Below are 24510 nucleotides of genomic sequence, written 5' to 3' on the forward strand. Positions count from 1 at the left end.
CCCCGTATCACTCAAGATAAGGTTATCTTAGACAGATCACCACATCACTATAACTGTAGTTATCCGATGTACCTGCCACCTGCACACCTTTCATTTTAATCTCAAATGCATCTTGCTGTTCACTGGTTAATGAACAATACGCACTAAATACCAACTCAATCCAAGCTTTAGGGTCAATAGTTTGTAATTCATCTTGCCACTCGACTTGTGACAAACTCCAAAAAGCAATGGCAGAAACAGGGCTGCTGTCACGGATAACCAACTCGAACAAAAGCTCGGTTTGTTGGTCAAAAAAGTCCACTTGATAATTCACTTTCTCGACTGGTATTAGCGTCACTTCACCACTATCACGTACCTTTACAGGTGTGCTAGTCACTTGTTTACGCAAAGCTTGAACAATGGCAACCAATGATGCCTCGTGCTCAGTGTTATGGGTTTCAACATAGCAACTTAATGGCATAGGTGGGGCAGATTTTAACGCTTCAGGCAGTGCTGGATCTTCGAAAAGATTATCATGAATTTCAAATTCTGGATGCTGACGTAAGAAACGTGCCATATTGCGCAATTGGCTGGCTTGCTTTTCATCTCGACGTAATCGAAATAAACTCAAGCGCATATTATCAATAATAAAACGCAAACGAAGTAATACCTGATTAAACCAGTAAATAAAGCCGGTGATCTTACGAGCAAATTCATTAGGGCAAGGCCAATTAATCCACTCATAGCAGGCTTCCGGATCAATTTGCTGTAATTCCGTCAATAAACTTTGTGCATGGTTTAAATAACGTTCATTCTGCCTGATTTTATTGGCTAAGGTACTCACAAAACCAAATTGACTGACAATACCATAATGCATATTGTCTAGGTTGGTATTAAGACCATCTTTAGTTTCATACAGAAGATCGTCCAGTTGATCTAGGTAGAACTCCGCGTCGTCATGTTCCTGTAATTGCACAGACAACTGGTAGTCTTTAACGGTTTCATCAAGTGCCTCGATCACTTTACCCATGTCGGTTAGCTGACGATAACTACTTTGCTTGCGCATCAAACGATTGAGCATTCGCTTAAAGTCGGTGGTCACTCGAAACTCACCAGGCTCATCGTCTGGTCGCAACAGCCCAGCTTTATGTAACGTACTAATGGTCTTAGCATCTTGCTCATCGCTCACCACACTACCAAACACATAAGCATTGGCTAGCAGCTCGTCATTTGCGCCAATTTTACGCAACAAAGCAGCGACTTGCCCCGCATCAAAGCCTGCCATCAGAAAAGTAACTCATCTTGTTGAACTTGTGGGTCATTGGGTAATTCAACCCGCTCAGAATCATTTAAAAACTCAATCAAAGTATAAATAATATCGAAGCGTGCGGTCGCGTAAAAACGGCTACTGCCTGGATTTTTACGCACAAAATAATGCATCTCTTCGAGTTTATGAAATAGCGTCGCCAATTGCTCGCGAGTCTCCTCTTTATTGGTTTTAAAAGGTTTAATTGAGGTTAAACGACGTAACTGATCACGCAAGGTCTGATCTTGTTCGAACGGCTCAAATAACTCATTAATATTGACCACCGACTTACCATGGATCGGTAAATCGGCATTGCTTGCCGTTAACAATAGATCCAAAAATTCCACTAAAGGCCTAAATGTGCTGCGCATGTCACTAAATAGCGCCGTGAGCTCAGCAGCATTGCTACTATCAACTTTGATGAAAGTACAATAATACGCATCCGCACTTTCATGGTAAGTTAATTTCCGCTCAATATTTTCCAAAAAATCATTCACCCGCTCAAACTCAGCAGCGAGTTTTAAATATTGAAATTCTTCAACATATGCAGTCTCGCAAATAATCGCGCCCGTCAGTAATTGTTGTACCGTTTGTGTAAACATTAACTTAACTCCTGCGCCGTAACGCTCGCTTGTTTTTGACTTGCACGTAGCGCCAGTAATTCATCGAGACGGGATTGAGGTATTTCAGCATGATAAATCTTATTATCTTTAAGCTTATAATGACGCTCATATAGCGCCAGAATATGGCGATCGGTTGATGGCGAGGCAGATAAAATACAAATATGGTTATCGGCAAACATGTGCAGTAAGAGCGCGATATTTTCCGCCGCTAGCTCTCCCAGTTCATCCACGGGCAAAATAATTTGACTGCAGTGCTTGCTGTCTCCTCGCAACATGCCAAGAATGCCGGTAAACAATGACAGCATCGCCAGATAAGATAACCCAGTTGAACTGACTTTTTTAAGCTGGCGAGCATTTCTGGCATGTTTCACCTGACCTTTTTCGGTAATGGTAAATTCAATATCAAACAAGTGACTGTGACTCAGCATAAAACCTTCGCTGGGCAAATAAGCCGATAGCTTTTGCATCGCATACACCAGATCATCAGGAATTTCACCTATCCCTTCACGCAGTTGATCACGGTATTGCTCGAATACTTTAGCAAACGTCTGCAAAGGGCCCCAATACTCCAGTTCTTCTTGTTTCATCACTGTGGTGACATTGATATCCGCTAAGGCTTCAAAATGTGCAAGAGCTGTAACCTTGCTCGATAGCTGCTTACCAATTTGTTTAATTCGACGACCAAAATTTTCAATATGCTGATAAAACTCATTGATCATAGTGGCATTAACAGACACTAATTGATAAGTACTCTTTTGTTTTTGCGCTGCGCTACTGAGTAGATCGGCAATGGGTTCACGGTATTTAAATAATATTTTAGCTGCCTGATAACGATCATTTTCAGCCACTAACTTTTGCCAGCTTTCATAGAGTTCACTGCTGGCGTGCTTTTTCTGAAAATCATTATTAAATTTGGTTATCTGATCGCTCAAGCGTTTTTCAACTACGTCAAATTGGCTCATCCAATCGGCGCAAAAACTCACACTCAAATCAGCCTGATTACTTGGCTGCCCTTCGGCGAATTCCACCTCAATGCCATGCTTGACACAGTTATTCTTACTGTCGTTAAGATGGTTAAGTAACTCATCCGTCGCGTGCTTTTGCAGGTTGTATTTTTTAATCAACTGCCGCAGGGCATTAATCTCATTGGTCTGCGCAACCTTGACCTCCTCCAACTGATTTTCAACACTGCGCTTTTGAACCATTCGGCTCTGATTCTGTTCAACTAACCCATTACGATGACAATATCTATTTGTCATAAAGTGATGGTATTTATGCGCTTTTTGCTCAAATTCGGCACACTTTTGTAACGCAGAGACTAAATGTTTACGCTCGCCAACGCGTTTATCGACTTCACCATCGGGATCGAGTTTGGCAACATCAACATGTCGCTGCTTTTTAAGTGCTTTCAAACGTTGCTGATAGTTAACATCAAGCTGAACATGTTCTTCGCTCAACAAGGTTAATTGCGTATCACGATCACTTTCAACCACCATGCGTTTTTCGAGCACTTGATTATGCAAATCGTTACGTTGTTCTTCACAACGGTCATTAAACAACGCTTGCTGCTTAGCATTATCCTTTTTATCATTTTCAAGCGATCTAAGCAGCACATTAATCTCTTCGGTATACGCTTTAATGGCTAACTGTTTTTTTACCGTCAGATTGTCAAACTGTACACTAAGCTGCTGCAAATTAAGTTCATTTTTCTGTAAATCATGTGCTTCGCGAGTGCTATCTAATTCAGCCGTGGTTATCTCTTTGCTCTGCTGGTTAATATGTTCATCAAGTTGTGCTATTTTGTCGGTTTGAATTTGAATATTTTTAGTAATAAGATCACGTTTTTCACGCAGTTGTATTTCATCTAAAAAAAGTGAATCATTACTTTGTAGCTGCTGTAAATCGAGCGCTAATCCATAAAAACTATCACCGCCAACCCATTGCGGATCAAGATCACAACGCGTCAATTGCTCACTGGTCAATAGGCGACCGATATTGTGTTTCCAATCGCTAGCTTTAGGCTCATTATCAAGATAATGTTGTAACGACCCAGAAGCTGGGATCAATTGTGCTTCTACTTGGGTATATTCGACTTTTAACCCGTCGAGCTGACGGTTTTCTTGTTGATGTCTGGCGAGGTGTTTATCACGCTGTTGGCGTAGCGTTCTTAATAAGGATTGTGACTGCGCTTGGATTTGATATAACTGATTTTGCTTATCTTTCGCATCACTTAATGCCTGCTGATTCTGTTCGATATCGTGTAATAAACTAGGGTCGAGTTGAACATGGTTTAACGCAGCTTTCGCACTGTGCAATTCATGTTCTATATGTTGTTTTTTAAGCTGTAATTCGAGATTTTTTTGACTAATCAGCTCTTCTAACTCTCGATGTTGTTGCTGATGCACCGCCTCAACTTTCCCTAGCTGAGCTGCAGAAGCGACACTTATCTCGGCTGATTTTTTTTCATTTTCAGCCTGTTCTTTGACATGTTGAAATTCCAACTTTTGAATTAAATCAGTAAACTTTTGTTGTACCTTAGTCAGGTTCCCTTCAAAAGCATCAATGATAGCATTGACTTCATTGAGTTCATTTTGAATATGCGGCGCTTTATCTGCTTGAAGCTGATAATTGGGCGCATCGTCGTCATCAAAAATCATTTTGTCATCATCGAGTAAATCAATATGGCTTTGATCTCTATTGATTTCAGCTTCAAAATCATTGATCTGCTGATTTAAGCGGGTCACTGCATCCTCGAGCTGCTTCTGCAGTTCAGCCAATTTTACCTGACTGTCTTGTTTCGCCTTTGAACAGACTGTTTGTTTATCTTCGAGTCTGACTTGATGTTCAATGATTTCAAAATGTAGATGCTGCAATTTAATTAATAAGCTGTCTAAGGTTGCAAAGTCACTTTGCCATAAATCGATTTTATCGGCCACTTTTTGTACCGTACGGCTGGCTTGAATATCTGCCAACCAGCTAGTGATCTCTTCTTTATTGAGGGTTATTTGCTCTTTTTCTTCAACATTGTTACGGGCAAGATGATCGCTAGCAATGGCGACTAACATGCGCTTTACTGCTTCAAAGTCGAGATTTTTTTCTATCGTGCCATTGATCACTTTTTCGATATGTGGACACGGTAATTCACTAAATGCATAGCGACTTTGTAATTGACGAATGTCTTTTAACTTACGGCCACTGCGCAGATTTTGGATTACTTGGCGGTATTTATCGATCCCTAAAAAACTGGAACGATCACAGCCCATCTGCCGATAACATCGGTCAACCTCAGATACGCTGTAAGGCTTATTATCATCACCAATAAAGTGCTCGCTATGATAAGCCCCATCGATAAACTTGAAATGTACCCCACGGCCATCACTACTGGCCAATACCATGCAGGTTTGACCGTAAGGACGCTGATATTCATACACCAACATACTGGAATCGCGAGGCAAATAATAATCAGCAAAATTACGAGCTTGATCGACCTTACTCACAATGTCACTGGGGCGCATCCCATAAAAAAGTGGCAGTAAGCGCATAAGAGACGTTTTACCAGCGCCGTTGGTTCCTTCCAATTGAGTATGACCAGTTAAATCAAGCTCATTGACTTGGCCCTTCCAAAAACTGTCGATGATAATAATGCGCAGCAAAGAATAGCCTTGTTGAACCATGATAAACCCTTGTCTGAATGATTTTTCGAATAAATAAACGATAGAAAAGAACTAACCAGTGAATCTATAAGGAATAGCCAGTATTGTCGATAGTTATTGGTCCAGTTAAGGCTTTTTATCACAAAATAATGACAGCGATTCAATTAACCATCGCTGTCAAATCAAGTATCCTTATTAAGCACTCGTTATCCCGAGTTTTGCTTAACGAACATCTGTGTGTGTTTTCATTAAAGACCCACTCGCCATACGAGCAAAATAGTTAACCGTTTCAGTGCAAATAACATGACGTAAACCTATCATTGCGATTAAGTTAGGGATCGCCATTAACCCGTTCACCGTATCGGCAAGCAGCCAAATCATATCCAGATGAATAAATGATCCCAGTGCAATTAAACCTAGAAATACCCCCTGATACACACGCAAAAGACGATCGCCCATCAAATAATACCAGCAACGCTCACCATAATAGTGCCATCCCAAAATAGTCGTAAATGCAAAACAGACTAATGCAAGGGCCACAAAATATTGACCGACCACCACTGAGCCACCACTGCCAAATGCCAAGCTTGTCATCGCAGCACCTGCAGTATCGCCGCTCCAAACATCAGTGATTATTAACACCAGTCCTGTCATCGTACAGATAATAATGGTGTCAAAAAAGGTGCCCGTCATACTCACAAGCCCTTGCTCGACAGGTTCATTAGTCTTAGCCGCAGCCGCTGCAATGGGCGCACTCCCCAGTCCTGCTTCGTTAGAAAATACCCCACGTGCAATGCCTATTTGCAATGCCTGCGCGACTGTCGCCCCCAGAAAACCACCTGCTGCAGACAGCGGCGTAAAAGCTGACTCCAAGATCAACTGAAAAGCAGGCAGTATTTGCTCACTAAATATAATAAGTAGCCAAAAACAAGCAAATACATAACCTAAAGCCATAGTGGGCACTAACTTTTGTGCCACATTTGCAATACGCTTAACGCCACCTAAGGTCACAGCTGCAACCAATATGGTCAGTACTGCAGCCGTTAACCAAGCCGGGATATGAAACGCTATCGTCATGGCTTCACTTATCGCATTCACTTGTGCAAAAGTGCCGATCCCAAAGAAAGCGACCCCAACACCAAAAATGGCAAACAGTTTCGCCATCCAAGGTAAACCCAGCCCACGTTCGATATAATACATCGGCCCGCCGGCGATCTGACCTCTAGCATCTGTGATTCGGTATTTAACTGCCAGCATGCACTCAGCATACTTAGTCGCCATGCCAAAAAATGCGGCTATCCACATCCAAAACAATGCTCCAGGGCCACCCATTTTTATCGCCGTTGCCACCCCAACAATGTTACCAGTGCCGATAGTGGCAGACAGGGCAGTACACAGCGCCGCAAATGAAGAAAGATCGCCTTTACCACTGGCAGGCTTAAACAGTAACGTCAGCGCAAGTGGCAAACGAAAAACCTGAATCAGCTTAAGTCTAAGAGTAAGGTAGAGCCCTGTACCGACCAGAAGACACAGAGTAATGGGCCCCCAAACAATGGCATTCACATTCGCCAAGAGTGTAGGCAGTATATCGGTAGTTAACACGTTAAAATTCATGTATTCCTCAAAATATTAAACAACTTAATTAATAAACGGAGGAGGAAAAGAAATGGCTGTATAACGTCCAGAACGCAGTAATAGCCAGCTGTATTTACGCTTAACACATGCAACAATACTCACTATAGCCAGTGAAATACACGCGAAGGTAAATATCAGCCACGACAACAAACGACAGGGACTGTGCAGTCATCCTCTCCTCTGTCCTTTTGCCTGAGCGTTTCGCGCCACAATCAAACATTGTGACACTTTCGCCTTCGGCGCCGTAATATGCTGTCAAGATTAGCTCAACACTAGCCAACACAGCACTTACGATCTCTCCAGAGGCTCGTCCAGTAACAGTCCACGCCAATCACTATTGGCACCTGAAAGAGTATTTAGGTCCTACTTTAATACTTAGCGTAAAAGTAAAATCTAAAGTTGCCTCGTCGGTATGGGGGCAATTCCCCACTCTCCTGCTACCTTCATCCGAACGGATTGCCGGATTAGATCCGACAGGCGCGCACAATGAAGCAATCTTGAGATGAACTCAAGCCATCTAAGTCACATTTCTAGCTTAAATTAAAAAAAAGTGTTTTTTTGAGCAATAAAGTAAGGCGCTAAAACAGGAAGGAGTGCATACGCAAGACCCTGAGGTAAACTCAGGATCACAGAACATCACCGGCAAACGCCGCTAAAAGCCAGTTCTACGCCCTTCATAGGCATCACACATTTCTTGCACTTTATCGGTTTCATATGGACGAAGACCACTCATGACCAAGGTTTTCAGCCCTGTTCCCACCAATGTATCACCATTGTGTAGTTCGAACTTTAACGTGACATTACCGCGTTTACCGTCGACCACTAGCTCTTGCTCTACAAGAGAGAGTTCTACCTTAGTAAAATCAAGAGTGATGAGATCAAAAGACATACTTTCATAAATAACCAAAGGGCGAGCAGGGTTAATCATCACTTGATGTTGCTTCATCATAGGCACAAGCACATGAATAAAGTTCAAACCAGAAAATGAGACATAACTGCGAATAAACGACTCTATTTGACCTTCGCAACGACTCACCTCACCATGACGTTCAACGTTCAAATAAAGCTTATCTTTATCATCATGTATATCAAACCGCTCACCGATTGAGTCAGCAAATTGCAATTTAACCCCATCGCCAACCATACCTTGAAAAGTAAAACTCATTTGTTGACTTAAACCATACTCTCCTAAAACCAATGAAAAAAGCAGATCACCGGGTACACAAAAACGTTTAGCCCCAACATCATGAATGGGATTGAAGTCCTGAGCCACCAGCTTCGCAAAATCACTAGCCTGAGATGGGGTGATCGAGATAGAAAAGTGTTCTTTTTTAAAATATGGAGTTAGAAACATATTTACTCAGTTAAATTTTAATACATAAAATAATCTAACAGTTTATCGTAATTGGCTAAGAAAACTCACCCGATGACTTAAAAAACTCATTTTTACCGTAAAAATGAATAAACCTTCCCCTCGCCACACTCAGATCCCTCTCACCATATACAAAACATGAAGCAAACCTATCACCACAAATAACAACATATGCACAACCTATACAAGCATAAAATCACAAAATATAGGTCGAACTCAAAAATTGAATGATAACAATTTGCATTATTAGTTTCAGTTGTTAAAATCCACAAAAAATACTTCCACTTAAATAACAATAGAGAAGAGAATGATGATGAAAAAGACATTACTTGCAACAGCGTTAGTTGGCTTATTTGCCAGCCAAACAGCTTTCGCTTCTGATGAAACACAAGAATTACGCAAAGTAATTGAACAACAACAAAAAGTCCTTAAAGACTTAGAAAAGCGTCTGCAAGTGACCGAACAACGCGTTGAACAAACGGCAGATGTTGTTGATTCCAGTTCAACAAAAAGTGCAACAACCATTGGCGGCTATGGTGAACTGCATTACAACAACATTTCAGACAATCAAGACAGCAGCAAAGATAAGAAAGAGTTCGACTTCCATCGCTTCGTTCTTTTCGTCGGCCATGAATTTAATGACAGCACTCGTTTTTTCTCAGAACTAGAAGTTGAACATTCAATTTCGGGTGAAGGTCAAAATGGTGAAGTTGAACTTGAACAAGCTTACATCGAACATGATTTTAATCACATGTTCAGCGGTAAAGCGGGTCTATTCCTCATGCCAGTCGGTATTATTAACGAAACTCATGAGCCACCGGCTTTTTATGGTGTTGAGCGTAACCCTGTTGAGAAAAACATTATTCCTGCAACTTGGTGGGAAGGGGGTATTGCTTTAAATGTTAAAGCAACTCCAGGTCTTGCCTTCGATGGTGCGATTACCAGTGGCCTAGCTGTCGATACTACAGGTAGCAAGGCTTATAATATTCGTACAGGCCGTCAAAAAGTCTCTAAGGCGCAGGCTGACAATCTTGCCTACACTGCACGCGTTAAATACACCGCAATCCCAGGACTTGAGCTTGCTGCAACAGCACAATATCAATCAGATCTGACTCAAAGCGCTACTGGTGTAGATACTGCTTCAGCTGTACTACTTAGCACTCATGTTATCTACAGCATTAAAGGTTTCACCGTTAAAGCATTATATGCCCAGTGGGATATCGATGGTATTGAAGCTGAAAACCTAGGGCGTGATGAGCAAAATGGTTGGTATATTGAACCATCCTATCGCATCAATGACAGCTTAGGTCTATTTGCACGTTATAACGAATATGACAACGAAGCTGGAAGTCATGCGGACACAGAAGTCACTCAAACCAATGTGGGCATTAACTACTGGCTGCATGAAAATGTCGTCTTTAAAGCTGACTATGAAACTCAAGGCGGCACTAAAGACACTGACGGCTTCAACTTAGGCGTCGGTTACCAGTTTTAATGCAATAGTAATCACCTGATCTCTATTGAAAGATCATTCATACCCAAACAACTTCGGCATGCTCAACACTGCATTTTGACGTCGTTTGGGTATATACTCAAACGATGAAACCTAGGTTATTTGAGTATATATTCAATCGATAAATGGCAGACGGTACGGTTAACCAAATGAAAAAAATAACGAAATTAATCATTAGCTTTTCCTTCGCACTGAGCTTTTCTGCTGTCGCTCAAAGCCTATATCAAGCGCCACAAGCATTTATTAGCCAAGCCTTCAATACATCGCCTCCTAAAGCTAAGGTATTTTGGCTCGACGACGAGGCAATTGCCGTGATTGAAGAGATTTTATCCCATCGATTTAACAAAATGCGTGTCCGCTATTGGCAGCAACAAGGTGAAACGGTATGGATACTCGATGAAATTGGCAAAGAAGCCCCTATCACGGTTGGCATTCATGTAAAAGACCAGCAAATCGCCGACACTAAAGTATTGGTATATCGAGAAAGCCGCGGTGATGAAGTGCGTCATGACTTCTTCACCGATCAATTCAAAGCCGCCAAACTCAATGCAGATTTAACACTCGATAGACACATAGACGGCATCACAGGTGCTACGCTCTCAGTCAGGGCATTGACCAAATTATCACGTATCGCACTCTGGTTAGATTCACGGGTAACCAAAAGCTAACCGTTAAAATTCAAATAGCAGGTATCGTTAATCTAATATGGTTGTTATGCTATTAACTAGAAAAAATCACTCTCTATTACCACAAGAATAATCATGGCCAATCCCCCTTCCCACAAAAAAAATCTCAGCTTCTCCCTCAAGAAACAACTTCGTTCTTGGCACAGAGGCTTGGGGATATTCAGTGCTATCTTTGTCCTACTACTTGCCATCTCTGGCATACTGATCAATCACAGCCACCAATTCGCTATCGATAACACACACGTCGAACAAGCTTGGTTACTGGACTATTATGGCATCAAGCCTCCCAATCAAATCAACATCTATCAAACCACAGCACCACGACTCGCCAGCTCAGATAATCTTATCTGGGTGGATAAACATCTCGCACTCGAAGCTGACTCACCCATTAATGGCATCGTCACTTTTGGTGATATGCTCATTGCAATCGATAGCGACAACCTCTACCTCATGTCGGCAGCAGGCGAAATGCTTGAAAAACAAGATATCACCACCGGTCTACCCGCTGGATTAAGCGCAATCGCCAATGATGGTCACATCTGGCTAAATGCTGATAATGGCAGTTATATGGCCGATGATGATCTGATTGAGTGGACTCAAGCCATGACGTTTGCGCCATTACCTTGGGCTCAACCTTTAACTGAAACTGTGACTGTGGTCATCGATACTCAAGACATAACACAACTTGCGCGCTCACACCATTTAAGCTGGGAGCGGGTACTGCTCGATGTCCACAGTGGCCGCTTCTTCGGCCCCTTAGGCCCTTGGTTCATGGATCTCGTTGCCTTAGCCTTAATCATCATGGCATTATCTGGTGTGTATTTGTGGGTACAGCACAAGCCTAAGAAAATAAAACGAAAGTAAATTCGTTTTATCCATTAATGAGTAGCTTCTACTTGTCGGATAATAAGTTTCAAATCTCTTTTGTGTTGGGTTCATTTGACAGGTTTGGTATTAGATTAGCCTGCTGATGACCAAAGTTTCATTGGTGTTTATTGCTTGCAGCAGGCTGATGTGCAGATACTCCTGCGGCACGCTGTGAATACTTCCATGTAAGCTCGACGATGGCATCCATGCCATCAACGGCCGCAGCCGAATCTACACCCGTCATTTCAAGCAAGTGTGTTTCTTCGATTGACCATTACAGGGTGAGTTTACTAAATTATTTATGCCCCCTTTATTGGCTAGAACTCTTACGCATTCATAATTATCAATGTTCGTTTAGTCTATATCCGTCGAGCCTGCTTTTTGCATACTTATGCAAAATCAAAACTCCTACTCTGCAACTAAAATTAATAAGGCCATTTCGATAGCAATACAGGAGAATACTATGTGGACGAAAAAAGGCCATTTTACTGGGCAGAAAAAACCATTAAAACTTGATGATATATGGCGGATCCGTACCAGACTGGAGATAGAAGGCAATGTAAAAGAGCTGGCATTATTGAACCTTGCCATTGACTGTAAGCTACGCTCATGTGACCTATTGAGAATGAAAGTCAGAGATATATCTTCAGGTGGTGTCATTCACAGTCGAGTCCTATATCGACAGAGTAAAACAGGAAGGGAAGTTCAATTTGATGTTACCTCTCGAACCGCTCAGACATTAACACTGTGGCTGACGCAAAGCTGCTTAACAACATCGGATTACATTTTTCCTAGTCCGCGTAAACAAGGTAAATCGATGAGTTACAGTTGTTATGCAACCATTATTCGCCGTTGGGCTGCTCAGTTAGGCTACGACCCATATTTATACGGTACTCACTCAATGCGTAGAACCAAGGCTACCATGATCTATGCCCGAACAAAAAATATCCGAGCTGTTCAGCTATTACTTGGGCATGTCAAATTGGATAATACTATTCGTTACCTAGGTGTCGAGATTGAGGATGCGCTAAATATCTCTGAGGGTATAGACTTATAAATTAGCTGAACGGTTAATTAATTAGGAGGTTGACTAATGCCAACATCTTAACTAATCAAATCAATACATATGGTTAAGGTGTTAACTTAATTTATTTTTGTCGTATTTACACTTGATTTCATGCCGTATTTATTCCTATTGACCTTGCGTTCAGTTATACTCATTTTATCGCAGAGTAAGGAGGTTAAAATGACAGCAGCTGATTGTATTTATCAAAAAGTAAAGCGTTCAAGACGTTACGTCTTTGAGCGTAAAGACTTTGATGGTATTGCTAGCTATGACCAAATTGGCCGCGCCCTTAATCAGTTAATTGATCGGGGCGAGATAATGAAACTTGGTTATGGCCTATATACTAAAGCGCGTGTAAACAGCCTTACTGGACGTTTAATGCCAACCAACCCAGGTGGCAGTGATGCGCTTATGCGTGAAATCCTAAAAATGAACGGTGTTGATTTCGTGATGGATAGCCTGTCCTTACAAAGCCTATCAGGTGAAAGCACTCAAATCCCATCATCTGTCCATTACTCGTGGGATCCCAAACAGTTCAATCGCAAGTTGGTTGTAGGTAACAGAGTATTGAACACACCAAGTTCACGATGAAAAAACTAAAACAACAGTTCTTAGAGGTTTCCGATGCATTAGCGCTCGGAAACCCCGCTATTATTGAAAAAGATTACTGGGTGGTCACACTACTCGCTGAACTCGAAAAGCTAATATTTGACACTCATCAAATGGTTTTCTCAGGTGGCACCGCGCTTGCTAAATCCAATGTTAAAATACTCCGCATGTCAGAAGACGTGGATATTAAACTCATCCCTACGGAGATATTTCAGCTTCTTAGTCTAAGCAAGAAAAAAACATCCCGTAAAGCCTTGGTTGAACACATTGAGGCCGCCATTATTCAATCAAGTTACTTTACCATCGAAAAAAAGCAGGTTCGGGATGAATACCGTTATATTGAGTATGAGCTAAAATACCCACAACAATTTAGCCAAGTCCCCTGTTTACGGCCAATCATCAAACTTGAACTGATGAAAAACATTCCGCTCGATGTCGTGGAAGAACGCACAATTCAATCATTGGTATCAGAGCTTTATAAACAACCACAAGAAGTGAATGCATTCGCTTGTATTTCTATTAATGCTACTTTGGTAGAAAAGGTACTTTCTATATTGCGCCGCACTATGTTAGTTAAGCGTAGTGAAAATCGTAAAGATGATACCACCTTGGTTCGTCATATCTACGACGTGCATTGTATCTATATTGCGCAGGATCTTGATATCGAGTTATTAGTCCCACTATTTCGTACAGTATTACAAGAAGACGTTAAGCGCTTTGGCAATCAACATGTTGAGTTTGTCGCAGATCCTGTACACGAGTTGTGTCTTGGTTTACGAGAGTTAGAAGATAACCCTGTGTTTCGTCAGCGCTTTAGTGACTTTGTTACCCCGATGGTGTTCAATCCTCAACCATACGATTTTGATACCAGCTTTGCTTCATTTAAGAAAATAGCACTAAATCTTATTGAATCTTATTGAAGTGGCCAATTACACCAAACAAACATATAAAAATTAAACGGAAGATCACCGATGACAAGTACTGAACAACGTAAGGCACTCCAAAATCAAATCTGGAAAATAGCTAACGATGTTCGCGGCTCAGTAGACGGTTGGGACTTTAAGCAATACATACTTGGTACCTTGTTCTATCGCTTTATCAGCGAAAACTTTGCCAATTATATTGAAGGCGGCGACGATAGCGTTAATTACGCTAAGTTGAGCGACGATATCATCACTGACGAGATCGTCGAGGATGCGGTAAAAACCAAGGGCTACTTTATCTACCCAAGCGAGTTGTTTGTAAATATCGCAGCTAATGCAAATAAGAATCAGAATCTAAATACCGATCTGGCTAACATTTTTAAATCGAATAAAAATCCCCGTGGCAAGCCCTCTCGCTTTGGCTCGACTTCGCGGAGCGAAGCGGGGTATTAATTGTACTGAAAGACTAAAAGCCTACGCAGCAAGCTGCGGGGAATTAAACCCGCAGAGATTAAAAACTCAGCTAATGGCTATCCGTCAGAGGCCGATATTAAGGGGTTGTTTGCTGATTTTGACACCACCAGTAATCGCCTAGGAAATACGGTAAAAGATAAGAATAGCCGCCTAGCATCGGTACTTAAAGGTGTTGCTGGGCTCAATATTCGTCAATTTGAAGAAAATGAAAACGACCTCTTTGGTGATGCCTATGAGTTCTTGATCTCTAACTATGCCGCTAATGCGGGTAAGTCGGGAGGGGAATTTTTCACGCCGCAAAATGTGTCTAAGCTGATTGCTCAACTGGCCATGCACAAGCAAACCAGCGTGAATAAAATCTATGACCCTGCCGCAGGCTCAGGCTCTTTGCTACTGCAAGCGAAGAAACACTTTGATAACCATATCATCGAAGATGGTTTTTTTGGCCAGGAGATCAACCACACCACCTTTAACCTTGCACGTATGAATATGTTTTTGCACAACATCAACTACGACAAGTTCAATATGCAATTGGGTAACACGCTGACTGAACCACACTTTATTGATGACAAGCCCTTTGATGCCATTGTGTCTAATCCACCGTATTCAGTTAAATGGATTGGCAGCGATGACCCAACTCTGATCAACGATGATCACTTTGCGCCAGCAGGCGTACTAGCACCAAAATCTAAAGCTGATTTTGCCTTTGTACTTCATGCGCTCAATTACCTATCTAGCAAAGGGCGTGCGGCCATTGTTTGCTTCCCTGGCATTTTTTATCGTGGTGGTGCAGAAAAGAAAATTCGTCAGTACTTAGTTGATAACAATTACGTAGAAACGGTTATCTCGCTTGCTCCTAACCTGTTCTTTGGCACTACCATTGCGGTAAATATCATGGTGCTGTCTAAAAGCAAGACAGATACCAACATCCAGTTTATTAACGCTAGCGGTGAAGAGTTCTTTAAGAAAGGAAAAAACAATAATGTATTAACAAATAAGCATATCGAACAAATTATGGTGATGTTCGATAGCAAAGCTGATGTTGAACACGTGGCTCAATCCGTTAGTTACGAAGTAATCGCAAACACGGATAACGACTATAACCTCTCTGTAAGTGCTTATGTTGAAGCTAAAAATACTAGTGAACAGGTTGATATCACTCAGCTCAACAGCGAAATAACTACAACGGTTGCCAATATTAATAGATTGCGTATAGATATCGATACCATCATTGCTGAGATTGAAAATGCGGAGAGTGAGGCATGAGCAAGTTGAGCTTTATGGCAAAACTTCTTGATGGTGCAGAAGTTGAATTGAAGCCTCTTGGTGAATTCGGTGAAATTATTCGTGGCAATGGCTTGCAAAAAAAAGACTTTGTAGAAATAGGCTTTCCTGCCATTCATTATGGTTAGATCTATACTAAATTCGGTTTATCAGCAGACAAAACGTTTACTTTTGTATCAGCTGAATTAGCTACTAAATTGAAGAAAGCTAATAAAAACGATCTATTGTTAGCAACAACCTCAGAAAACGATGAAGATGTTATCAAACCGCTAGCTTGGCTTGGTGAAAAAGCCGTTATTTCTGGTGATATGATGCTGTTTAGACATGAGCAGGATGTTAAGTTCCTAGCTTATTTTTTTCGAACAGCTGAATTTCAAACGCAGAAAAAGCCATATATAACCGGGGCAAAAGTTCGCAGAGTTTCAAAAGACAACTTAGCTAATACTAGTGCCAATCCCATGCCCTGAAGACCCTGAAAAATCTCTGGAGATCCAAGGTGAAATCGTTCGAATTTTGGATGCATTTACCGAGCTTACAACCGAGCTTAATGCACGCAAAAAACAATACAAATACTATCGCGACCAATTGCTAAGTTTTGAAGAAGGTGAAGTTGAGTGGAAGACACTAAGCGAAATATCTGAGTATTCCCAAAGTCGTATTATCTTTGAGGAGCTTAATAAAAATAACTATGTTGGTGTTGAAAACCTGTTGCAAGACCGAGCTGGAAAAACAGACTCAAGCCGTGTTCCAGAAAAAGGAAATCTAACTAAATACATCAATCAAGATATATTAATCGGTAATATTCGACCGTATTTGAAAAAGATATGGCATGCAGACCGTACTGGTGGAACAAATGGGGATGTACTTGTTATGCGCACCACTGACTCAGCAGTGAGTCCTCGATTTTTATATCATGTTTTAGCTAATGATAAGTTCTTTGAATACAACATGCAGCATGCCAAAGGCGCTAAAATGCCACGAGGCAATAAAGCAAAAATAATGGAATACCAATTCCAATCCCATTTCCTAGTAGTCTAGAGAAATCAATCGCAGAACAGGAACGTATAGCGACCATTTTGGATAAATTTGACGCGTTCACAAATTCAATCCGCGAAGGCCTACCTCGCGAAATTGAATTGCGCCAAAAGCAGTATGAATACTATCGTGATTTGCTACTTAGCTTCTCTAAAGCAGATGTGACGGAGGCAGTGTAGTATGGGCAAGCCACTAGCTGAAATTGCACAAGACCTCAAAGCATCGACACAGAAAGTACAGTTGATCTATGCCTTTAATGGCACAGGTAAAACTCGTCTTTCAAGAGAATTCAAAAAAGAGTTAGAAAAGGAAATCGAGGCTATAGATGATGATTCATCAGAACTGTCTCATAAGAATATTCTTTACTATAATGCCTTCACTGAAGATTTGTTTTATTGGGATAACGACTTAAATGGTGATGAAGATAGAAAGCTAAAAATCCACCCGAATAGATTCACTAAATGGATTCTTGAAGACCAAGGGCAAGACCAAAATATTATCGAACACTTCCAGCGCCTTACTAGTAGTACGGTGATGCCTGCATTTAATGCTGAATATACTACCAAAGATCAGAATGACCAAGATGTTGTGGTTAAGGCATTCTCGGAAGTAAGCTTCTCGCAAGGGAGCGGAGAACAAATTTTTACAAAAATCAAGATTTCCAAGGGGGAAGAAAGTAACCTAATTTGGAGTGTGTTCTATAGCTTGCTGGAGCAAGTAATAGAAGAGCTTAATACTCCAGATCCTATCGATAGAAGTACAGAGTCCTTTGATAATCTGAAATACGTCTTTATTGATGATCCAGTTAGTTCTTTGGACGAAAACCATCTTATCCAGCTGGCCGTGGATTTAGCTGAGTTAATTAAGTCTAGTGACTATACTGGCGAGCGAGGCCTTAAGTTTATTATTACCACGCATAACCCTCTTTTTTACAATGTGTTGCACAATGCGCTTAACCTCAGCAAGCGCAATAGAAAGGACGGTTGCTACCTACTGGAACGTTTTGAAGATGGTACCTTTGATCTGAATGTTAAGTTTGGAGACTCCAATAAAAGCTTCTCCTATCACCTACACCTGAAACGGTTGCTAGAGCATGCAACAGAAAATAATCAGGTGGAACGTTATCACTTTATGTTGCTGCGTAATTTATACGAAAAAACAGCGAGTTTTTTGGGCTTTCCAGAGTGGGGAGACTTATTAGAATCTGCACCTGGCGATAAGCAAGGTTATTTAAACCGTATCATTCAATTTACCAGCCACAGTACGATTTCAAACGAAGCTATTGCGGAACCAACCCCTCAAGAAAAGCAGATGGTTAAATTACTACTCGATAATTTGGTTAATAACTATAGCTACTGGAAGCTGGAAGCCCAAAATGACTGATTACAAAACCATTGCAGAATCAAACAACTTTATTGTCCTAGATAAGTACAACAAAGAGTGGCAAGTCAATGAATGCTACCAGAGCGAAGCCGATCTTGAGCGTGAGCTGGTTGAAGACCTTCAAAATCAAGGTTACGAATATGTCCCTGGCTTAAATAGCCCTGAGAAGATGCTAGCTAATGTGCGCAAGCAGCTAAAAGCACTTAACAATGTGAGCTTTCTTGATGGAGAATGGCAACGATTTGTTGAGCAGTATTTAGATAACCCTAGTGATAACATCGTCGACAAAACCCGCAAAGTTCATGACGACTACATCTTCGATTTTGTGTTTGATGACGGGCATATTGAAAACATCTACTTGGTGGATAAGCAGAATATTGCTCGCAATAAAGTGCAGGTTATAAAGCAGTTTGAGCAAGCTGGTAGTTCAGCTAATCGCTACGATGTGACCATTTTGGTCAATGGCTTGCCATTGGTACAAGTTGAGCTCAAGAAGCGTGGTGTCGCTATTAGAGAAGCCTTTAATCAGGTACACCGTTACAGCAAAGAGAGCTTTAATGCTGAAAACTCGCTGTTTAAATACCTTCAGTTATTCGTGATCTCTAACGGCACGGATACTCGTTACTTTGCCAATACCACTAAGCGTAACAAAAACAGCTTTGATTTCACCATGAACTGGGCACAGTCGGATAACTCTTTAATTAAAGATCTCAAGGATTTTACGGTTACGTTCTTTCAGAAAAATACCCTGCTTGATGTATTGCTGAATTATTGTGTATTTGATGTAAGTGACACATTATTGGTGATGCGCCCGTATCAGATTGCCGCAACTGAACGCATTATGTGGAAGATCAATAGTTCATATCAGACTAAAAGTTGGGCTAATACTGAGAGCGGCGGCTACATTTGGCATACCACAGGCTCTGGTAAAACACTCACTAGCTTTAAAGCTGCGCGTTTAGCTGCCGAATTAGATTTTGTTTAGAAGGTGTTCTTTGTTGTCGACCGTAAAGATCTCGACTATCAAACCATGAAAGAGTATCAACGCTTTTCTCCTGATAGCGTAAATGGTTCTGATAGTACTGCTGGGTTAAAACGCAACTTGGATAAAGACGATAACAAAATTATCGTGACCACTATTCAAAAGCTGAACCACCTTATCAAGAGCGAAAGTGGCCTATCTATCTTCAATAAGCAAGTGGTGTTTATTTTTGATGAGTGCCACCGTAGCCAGTTTGGTGAAGCGCAGAAGAACATTAAGAAGAAGTTCAAAAAGTATTATCAGTTTGGTTTTACTGGAACGCCAATCTTCCCTTTGAATGCATTAGGCGCAGAGACTACAGGCGACGTGTTTGGTCGTCAGTTACACTCCTACGTAATTACAGATGCAATCCGTGATGAGAAGGTGCTGAAGTTCAAGGTCGATTACAACGATGTTCGCCCCCAGTTTAAGGCGATTGAAACTGAAACCGATGAGAGTAAGCTAACCGAACTGGATAAAAAGAAAGCCTTTTTACACAAAGATCGTATTCGTGAAATCTCTCAGTACATCTTAAATAACTATCGTCAAAAGACGCATCGATTACAGGCGGGCGGTAAAGGCTTTAATGCGATGTTTGCTGTCAGTAGTGTTGATGCAGCTAAAGATTACTACGAGCGCTTTAGTGCGCTACTGAGCGAAGGTGAAACGGGCAAAGCTAGTAAGCACCCACTTAAGATCGCTACCATTTTCTCTTTTGCTGCTAACGAAGAGCAAGATGCGATTGGTGACATTGCTGATGAAAGCTTTGATGTATCTGCAATGAATAGTAGTGCTAAGGAGTTTTTGGGCGTAGCTATTGATGACTACAACACTCACTTTAGAACCAATTTTGGTGTAGACAGCAAAGGATTCCAAAACTACTACCGTGATTTAGCTCAACGAGTTAAGAATCAGGAAGTAGATCTATTGATTGTGGTAGGTATGTTCCTTACAGGTTTTGATGCGCCGAAACTCAACACCCTATTTGTTGATAAGAACTTGCGTTACCACGGCTTAATGCAGGCGTATTCACGTACCAATCGAATTTATGATGCTACCAAGACCTTTGGCAATATTGTCACCTTCCGCGATCTAGAAAAAGCGACCGTTGATGCTATTACACTATTTGGCGATAAGAACACCAAGAACGTCGTGTTAGAGAAAAGCTACCAAGAGTATATGGAAGGCTTTAAAGACATCGCAACAGGGGAAGCTCGTCGTGGTTACAATCAGGTTGTTGCAGAGTTAAAAGAGCGTTTCCCTAGCCCAGATGACATCGTAAAAGAGATAGATAAAAAAGCTTTTGCCAAGCTGTTTGGTGAATATCTACGTATTGAAAACGTTTTGCAAAACTACGATGAATTTGCGGGCCTAAAAGCCCTGCAAAGTGTCGATGTGGAAGACGCAGAAGCGGTTGAGGCATTCAAAGCTAAGTATTACGTCGATGATGACGATCTCAAAGCGATGCAAGCAATTGATGTTCCGCCAGAGCGTGTGGTTCAAGACTATCGTTCAACCTATAACGATACACGTGATTGGCTACGCCGTGAAAAAGCAGTAAACCAACAAAACGAATCGACCATTGATTGGGATGACGTGGTGTTTGAGGTTGACCTGCTTAAATCGCAAGAGATCAATCTTGATTACATTCTCGAATTGCTTTTCGAACATAACAAAAAGCGTAAAGGTAAAGCAGAACTCATTGAAGAAGTGCGCCGATTGATTCGTGCTAGCTTGGGTAATCGTGGCAAAGAAAGTTTGATTGTTGATTTTATTAACCAAACCAATTTGGATTACATTGGTGACAAAGCAAGCATAATTGATGCCTTTTATAAGTTTGCACAAATACAGTTAAAGCGTGAGGCAGAAGAATTAATCTGCAGTGAAAGTCTTAATGAGGAAGCCGCTAAACGTTATATAATGGCATCGCTTAAACGCGAATATGCCAGTGAGAATGGCACCGAACTCAATTCAGCACTTCCTAAAATGAGTCCACTTAACCCGCAATACAAAACGAAAAAGCAAAGTGTATTTCAAAAAATCGTTACTTTTGTTGAGAAGTTCAAAAGGGTGGGTCGACAGGTTTAGTATACAGAGCTCTTTTGACTTAGCTCGGAAACAAGTAGTTGTAGTTATAGTGAAAAGAGCTTGAGCTTGTTTGTATAGACACTGCTTTAGGAAAGGCCAATCCCTTTTTTGACATATGTCACGGATTACTAAATTAAAATGTCTATTTCTTGATTTATTATGCATTTTCGTGTGGAGGAATAATAGATTAATAATCTACGTTTTTACTTACCTGAGAAAAAGCACTAACTGATTTCTGTCCAGCGATGTGTCAGCGGAATGCTGCTGACACGTTCATGCCCCTTTATCCGTTTCGTAATTCAAAAGGCGAGTAAATCTTTGGCTATAGAAAAGCTAATGTGGAAGGTTTTTTTGTATTGTTTATAAAGTTATGACTGTCCCATCTCTTTGTTATCTCTTTCTACTTAAGTCTTAGACCCACAACTTTGAAAATCCTTACCGTTCAACCTTGAACTTTCAATATTAAATGCTACGTTTTATTGGATCTTAATACTCAGTGACAAGGAGTTACACTCATAGATCGGAGTGCCCTTTCTATAATTACGGTGTCCTGCAACTGTTTATACAAAGAGCCCTTTGTTACATATACATATTTATTCGAATCAACAAATGAATAAATATTCACATAAAATAGAACGCAAGGAATAAAATATGACCGCATTGCCAGCAAATCCCTTAGCAAATAATGGAATAATAGTAGGAGATGAAACTTTTCAGATTCATTCACGACATGTTTATTTCCCTTCCGCAGCAAACAAAAATAAGATAGGAGTCAGCATACATATAACAGTCGATGCCATCACAACTCATTCGAGAGAAAATTTCTTAAATTTCTTCGCTTTGCAAGTAAACTTCAATAACAACACTGCGGCGCATGGTGGATTTCAGTCTCATCAAGTAAATTGGGGAGGATTAGCTAATCATGGTGGCGGAGTATTAGATTACAACTCACTTTCATCACTACAAGCCGCTCAGGTCGATATCTTAAAAATTCAAAATGCGCCTGACGAGATTAGAAATCAGCCTTTTGATTATGTAGTAGGTAAAGAATACATATATGAAATTAAAAGATTAGGTCGAGAAAAATTTTCAGCAGGGCAAGAGGTAAAAGTTATTGGTGGTGGTGTTCCAGTCACCCCAACAGTCGAAAGAAATTTGTACGTTTGGGAATTTACTGTCACTCCAGCTGATGGGAATGGACCTTCATTAAGATCTGTGCTGTATAATTCAGCTCCTTGCTTTGATTTCTTTTGTGTGTGGAATGAAATTAGGAATAATGAGGACCAACGTACATCTTGGTCAAACCCAAGTTATACCCAAGAAAATGGAACTGTAGTTACTCCAACAGATTGGTCTCGTTTCTAACGTGAGATAATTGTGAGTTTTAATCAATGGGTTTACTTGTTGGTTTTACCTGATTTATTTATGGTAATTGAGGCCACCAAAAAAACGTAGGTTTTCTTGGTGGCGAGCCCCTTGATCTTATGGTAAATTTTCGCCTTTCCTAAACTCGATATTTTTCATTATTATTCAGTAGGTTATGGCTTTACTGTTAAAGTTAGTTACTACAGTTAAATGGCTGAAACCTTTGCTGTTCATGGGTTTGATTGGGTAAAAGATAGGACAGGCAAGAAAAGAACATAGACATATATGGACGCTCCCGGTTAGTCAAGGTAATACTCATCTAGCCAAGGTATTTTTGACCTTAGTTTCTTTGTTAACTATTACCTCTCGTTACGTGTTTATTGACTGACTCTTTTCGCTTTAAGCGATAGTGCTGACATATATACGGGCTTAACACGTTCTCTTTTTAGAGAAAATGCGCCCCTGATGAATTCCGTACCTACACACCTAAAAGTATTTGAACAGCCAGTCGGGTTATTAACCCTTGTCTCTAACGGGTTTATGTAGGATGAACTGAGTCTTTTGTCATCAATTTAACCACTTCTCTAAGAGGTAGCCTTGTTTCCTAAATCGAGGGAACCTTTTGCCGTTAGCGTGATCTGATCCCTAAAGATAGCTATACGGAAGCTGAAAAGTGGGAAAATCTAAACATAAAATAACCAATTGGTCTCAGTACAATAAGGCGTTGATTAATCGAGGCTCACTCACTTTCTGGATTGATGAGCAAGCAATTAAGTCTTGGTATTGTTGTGAACACCACGGGCGTCGTGGTCGAGGGTTCACTTACTCTGATGTTGCTATTGAAACAGCACTCGTTGTGAAAGGCGTTTTTAACTTGTCATTACGAGCACTTGAAGGATTCACCAACTCTGTATTTCAACTTATGGATGTGCCACTGACCTCACCAAGTTATAGCTGTATAAGCAAAAGAGCTAAGACTGTTGAGATCAACTATCGAGCACCGAGTCGTGGCTCTGCGGCACATGTTGTGATTGATTCAACAGGTCTGAAAGTTTATGGAGAAGGAGAATGGAAAACGCGTAAGCATGGTAAAGAAAAACGCCGTACTTGGCGAAAGCTACACCTTGCAGTGGATAGTAATACCCATGAAATTGTGTCAGCTGAAATAAGCTTAGTTAACGTTGCCGATAATGAAGTATTTCCCACATTACTTAACCCATTAAGAAGAAATATAACTCAAGTCTCAGCTGATGGTGCCTATGACACTAAGGCATGTCATAAACTACTTCAGCGCAAAGGATGCAAGCCAACTATCCCTCCGAGAAGTCATGCTGGATATTGGGAGGATGACCACCCCAGAAATGAAGCAGTAAAAGCACTCAAGGCTAACCAATTAGCGCAATGGAAACAGGATAATGATTATCATCAGAGATCACTATCAGAAACAGCGATGTATCGATATAAACAGTTAATTAGTCCAAAACTGAGTCTTCGGGATTATAACGCTCAGGTAGGTGAAGCGTTAGCGGGTGTTAAAGCAATGAATAAAGTCATAGGGTTAGGAATGCCAGTTAGGAAACACGCTGCCTAATTGGGTGAAACACCTTGGGGTGCTGCGTTTAGAGTCG

General features: G+C 41.0%; 21 protein-coding genes, 1 pseudogene and 1 riboswitch. Of the genes and pseudogenes, 16 read left to right on the forward strand and 6 right to left on the reverse strand.

Features of this window, described 5'->3' with window-relative positions:
- Positions 1-22: 22 nt before the first annotated feature.
- The 5 genes from HQQ94_RS19815 to HQQ94_RS19835 form a co-directional block, all read right to left on the reverse strand.
- Positions 23-1264, reverse strand: a complete 1242-nt coding sequence (locus HQQ94_RS19815; RefSeq protein WP_173296041.1) for a hypothetical protein — start codon at positions 1262-1264, stop codon at positions 23-25.
- Positions 1264-1887: a hypothetical protein gene (locus tag HQQ94_RS19820; RefSeq protein ID WP_173296042.1), complete on the reverse strand. Its 624-nt coding sequence runs from the start codon at positions 1885-1887 to the stop codon at positions 1264-1266. Before HQQ94_RS19820 ends, HQQ94_RS19815 begins: the two co-directional genes overlap by 1 nt.
- Positions 1887-5582 carry an ATP-binding protein gene (locus HQQ94_RS19825; RefSeq protein ID WP_173296043.1) on the reverse strand — a complete coding sequence of 1232 codons (3696 nt, stop codon included), beginning with the start codon at positions 5580-5582 and terminating at the stop codon, positions 1887-1889. Before HQQ94_RS19825 ends, HQQ94_RS19820 begins: the two co-directional genes overlap by 1 nt.
- Positions 5583-5783: 201 nt before the next feature.
- Positions 5784-7175, reverse strand: a complete 1392-nt coding sequence (locus tag HQQ94_RS19830; protein WP_173296044.1) for a sodium:alanine symporter family protein — start codon at positions 7173-7175, stop codon at positions 5784-5786.
- A 191-nt stretch (positions 7176-7366) separates the two neighbouring features.
- A riboswitch (glycine riboswitch) is annotated at positions 7367-7509 on the reverse strand.
- A 339-nt stretch (positions 7510-7848) separates the two neighbouring features.
- Positions 7849-8550, reverse strand: coding sequence for a DUF3581 domain-containing protein (locus HQQ94_RS19835; RefSeq protein WP_173296045.1), 702 nt, complete (start codon positions 8548-8550; stop codon positions 7849-7851).
- Positions 8551-8875: 325 nt separating this feature from the next.
- Between HQQ94_RS19835 and HQQ94_RS19840 the strand changes: the two genes are divergently transcribed.
- The 3 genes from HQQ94_RS19840 to HQQ94_RS19850 all read left to right on the forward strand — a co-directional run bounded on the left by HQQ94_RS19840 (position 8876) and on the right by HQQ94_RS19850 (position 11631).
- Positions 8876-10063, forward strand: a complete 1188-nt coding sequence (locus tag HQQ94_RS19840) for a porin (protein ID WP_173296046.1) — start codon at positions 8876-8878, stop codon at positions 10061-10063.
- 167 nt (positions 10064-10230) lie between these two features.
- Positions 10231-10749 carry an FMN-binding protein gene (locus HQQ94_RS19845; protein WP_173296047.1) on the forward strand — a complete coding sequence of 173 codons (519 nt, stop codon included), beginning with the start codon at positions 10231-10233 and terminating at the stop codon, positions 10747-10749.
- Between the two features lie 93 nt (positions 10750-10842).
- Positions 10843-11631, forward strand: coding sequence for a PepSY-associated TM helix domain-containing protein (locus tag HQQ94_RS19850; RefSeq protein ID WP_173296048.1), 789 nt, complete (start codon positions 10843-10845; stop codon positions 11629-11631).
- Between the two features lie 118 nt (positions 11632-11749).
- On the opposite strand, the gene HQQ94_RS19855 is transcribed toward HQQ94_RS19850, so the two are convergent.
- Positions 11750-11887, reverse strand: a complete 138-nt coding sequence (locus HQQ94_RS19855) for a hypothetical protein (RefSeq protein ID WP_173296049.1) — start codon at positions 11885-11887, stop codon at positions 11750-11752.
- A gap of 210 nt (positions 11888-12097) precedes the next feature.
- Between HQQ94_RS19855 and HQQ94_RS19860 the strand changes: the two genes are divergently transcribed.
- The 13 genes and pseudogenes from HQQ94_RS19860 to HQQ94_RS19900 all read left to right on the forward strand — a co-directional run bounded on the left by HQQ94_RS19860 (position 12098) and on the right by HQQ94_RS19900 (position 24473).
- Complete coding sequence (locus tag HQQ94_RS19860; RefSeq protein ID WP_173296050.1) at positions 12098-12691, forward strand: tyrosine-type recombinase/integrase; 594 nt, start codon at positions 12098-12100, stop codon at positions 12689-12691.
- 189 nt (positions 12692-12880) lie between these two features.
- Positions 12881-13291: a DUF6088 family protein gene (locus HQQ94_RS19865; protein WP_173296051.1), complete on the forward strand. Its 411-nt coding sequence runs from the start codon at positions 12881-12883 to the stop codon at positions 13289-13291.
- Positions 13288-14229, forward strand: a complete 942-nt coding sequence (locus tag HQQ94_RS19870) for a nucleotidyl transferase AbiEii/AbiGii toxin family protein (RefSeq protein ID WP_173296052.1) — start codon at positions 13288-13290, stop codon at positions 14227-14229. The genes HQQ94_RS19865 and HQQ94_RS19870 overlap by 4 nt, the downstream gene beginning before the upstream one ends.
- Before the next feature lie 51 nt (positions 14230-14280).
- Positions 14281-14685: a type I restriction-modification system subunit M N-terminal domain-containing protein gene (locus HQQ94_RS23150; RefSeq protein WP_217274076.1), complete on the forward strand. Its 405-nt coding sequence runs from the start codon at positions 14281-14283 to the stop codon at positions 14683-14685.
- A 33-nt stretch (positions 14686-14718) separates the two neighbouring features.
- The gene (locus HQQ94_RS19875) at positions 14719-15972 is read left to right on the forward strand and encodes a type I restriction-modification system subunit M (RefSeq protein WP_217274228.1); all 1254 of its coding nucleotides are present in this window, start codon (positions 14719-14721) and stop codon (positions 15970-15972) included.
- Positions 15969-16118: a hypothetical protein gene (locus tag HQQ94_RS22360; protein WP_217274077.1), complete on the forward strand. Its 150-nt coding sequence runs from the start codon at positions 15969-15971 to the stop codon at positions 16116-16118. Before HQQ94_RS19875 ends, HQQ94_RS22360 begins: the two co-directional genes overlap by 4 nt.
- Positions 16119-16187: 69 nt before the next feature.
- Complete coding sequence (locus tag HQQ94_RS22365; protein WP_217274078.1) at positions 16188-16457, forward strand: hypothetical protein; 270 nt, start codon at positions 16188-16190, stop codon at positions 16455-16457.
- Positions 16438-17028 (forward strand): restriction endonuclease subunit S, encoded by a 591-nt coding sequence (locus HQQ94_RS22755; RefSeq protein WP_254304112.1) that lies wholly within the window; start codon positions 16438-16440, stop codon positions 17026-17028. Before HQQ94_RS22365 ends, HQQ94_RS22755 begins: the two co-directional genes overlap by 20 nt.
- Positions 17029-17036: 8 nt before the next feature.
- Positions 17037-17204 (forward strand): hypothetical protein, encoded by a 168-nt coding sequence (locus HQQ94_RS22375; RefSeq protein WP_309247288.1) that lies wholly within the window; start codon positions 17037-17039, stop codon positions 17202-17204.
- A gap of 1 nt (position 17205) precedes the next feature.
- On the forward strand, positions 17206-18408 hold the full coding sequence (locus HQQ94_RS19885; protein ID WP_173296053.1) for an AAA family ATPase: 1203 nt from the start codon (positions 17206-17208) through the stop codon (positions 18406-18408).
- Positions 18401-21517: pseudogene (locus tag HQQ94_RS19890) on the forward strand (HsdR family type I site-specific deoxyribonuclease). Before HQQ94_RS19885 ends, HQQ94_RS19890 begins: the two are co-directional and overlap by 8 nt.
- 651 nt (positions 21518-22168) lie before the next feature.
- Positions 22169-22882, forward strand: coding sequence for a hypothetical protein (locus tag HQQ94_RS19895; protein WP_173296054.1), 714 nt, complete (start codon positions 22169-22171; stop codon positions 22880-22882).
- Positions 22883-23555: 673 nt separating this feature from the next.
- The gene (locus HQQ94_RS19900) at positions 23556-24473 is read left to right on the forward strand and encodes an IS5 family transposase (protein WP_173293111.1); all 918 of its coding nucleotides are present in this window, start codon (positions 23556-23558) and stop codon (positions 24471-24473) included.
- Positions 24474-24510: the final 37 nt, after the last annotated feature.

Origin of the sequence: Shewanella sp. VB17, assembly GCF_013248905.1 — a bacterium.
Lineage (GTDB): Bacteria > Pseudomonadota > Gammaproteobacteria > Enterobacterales > Shewanellaceae > Shewanella.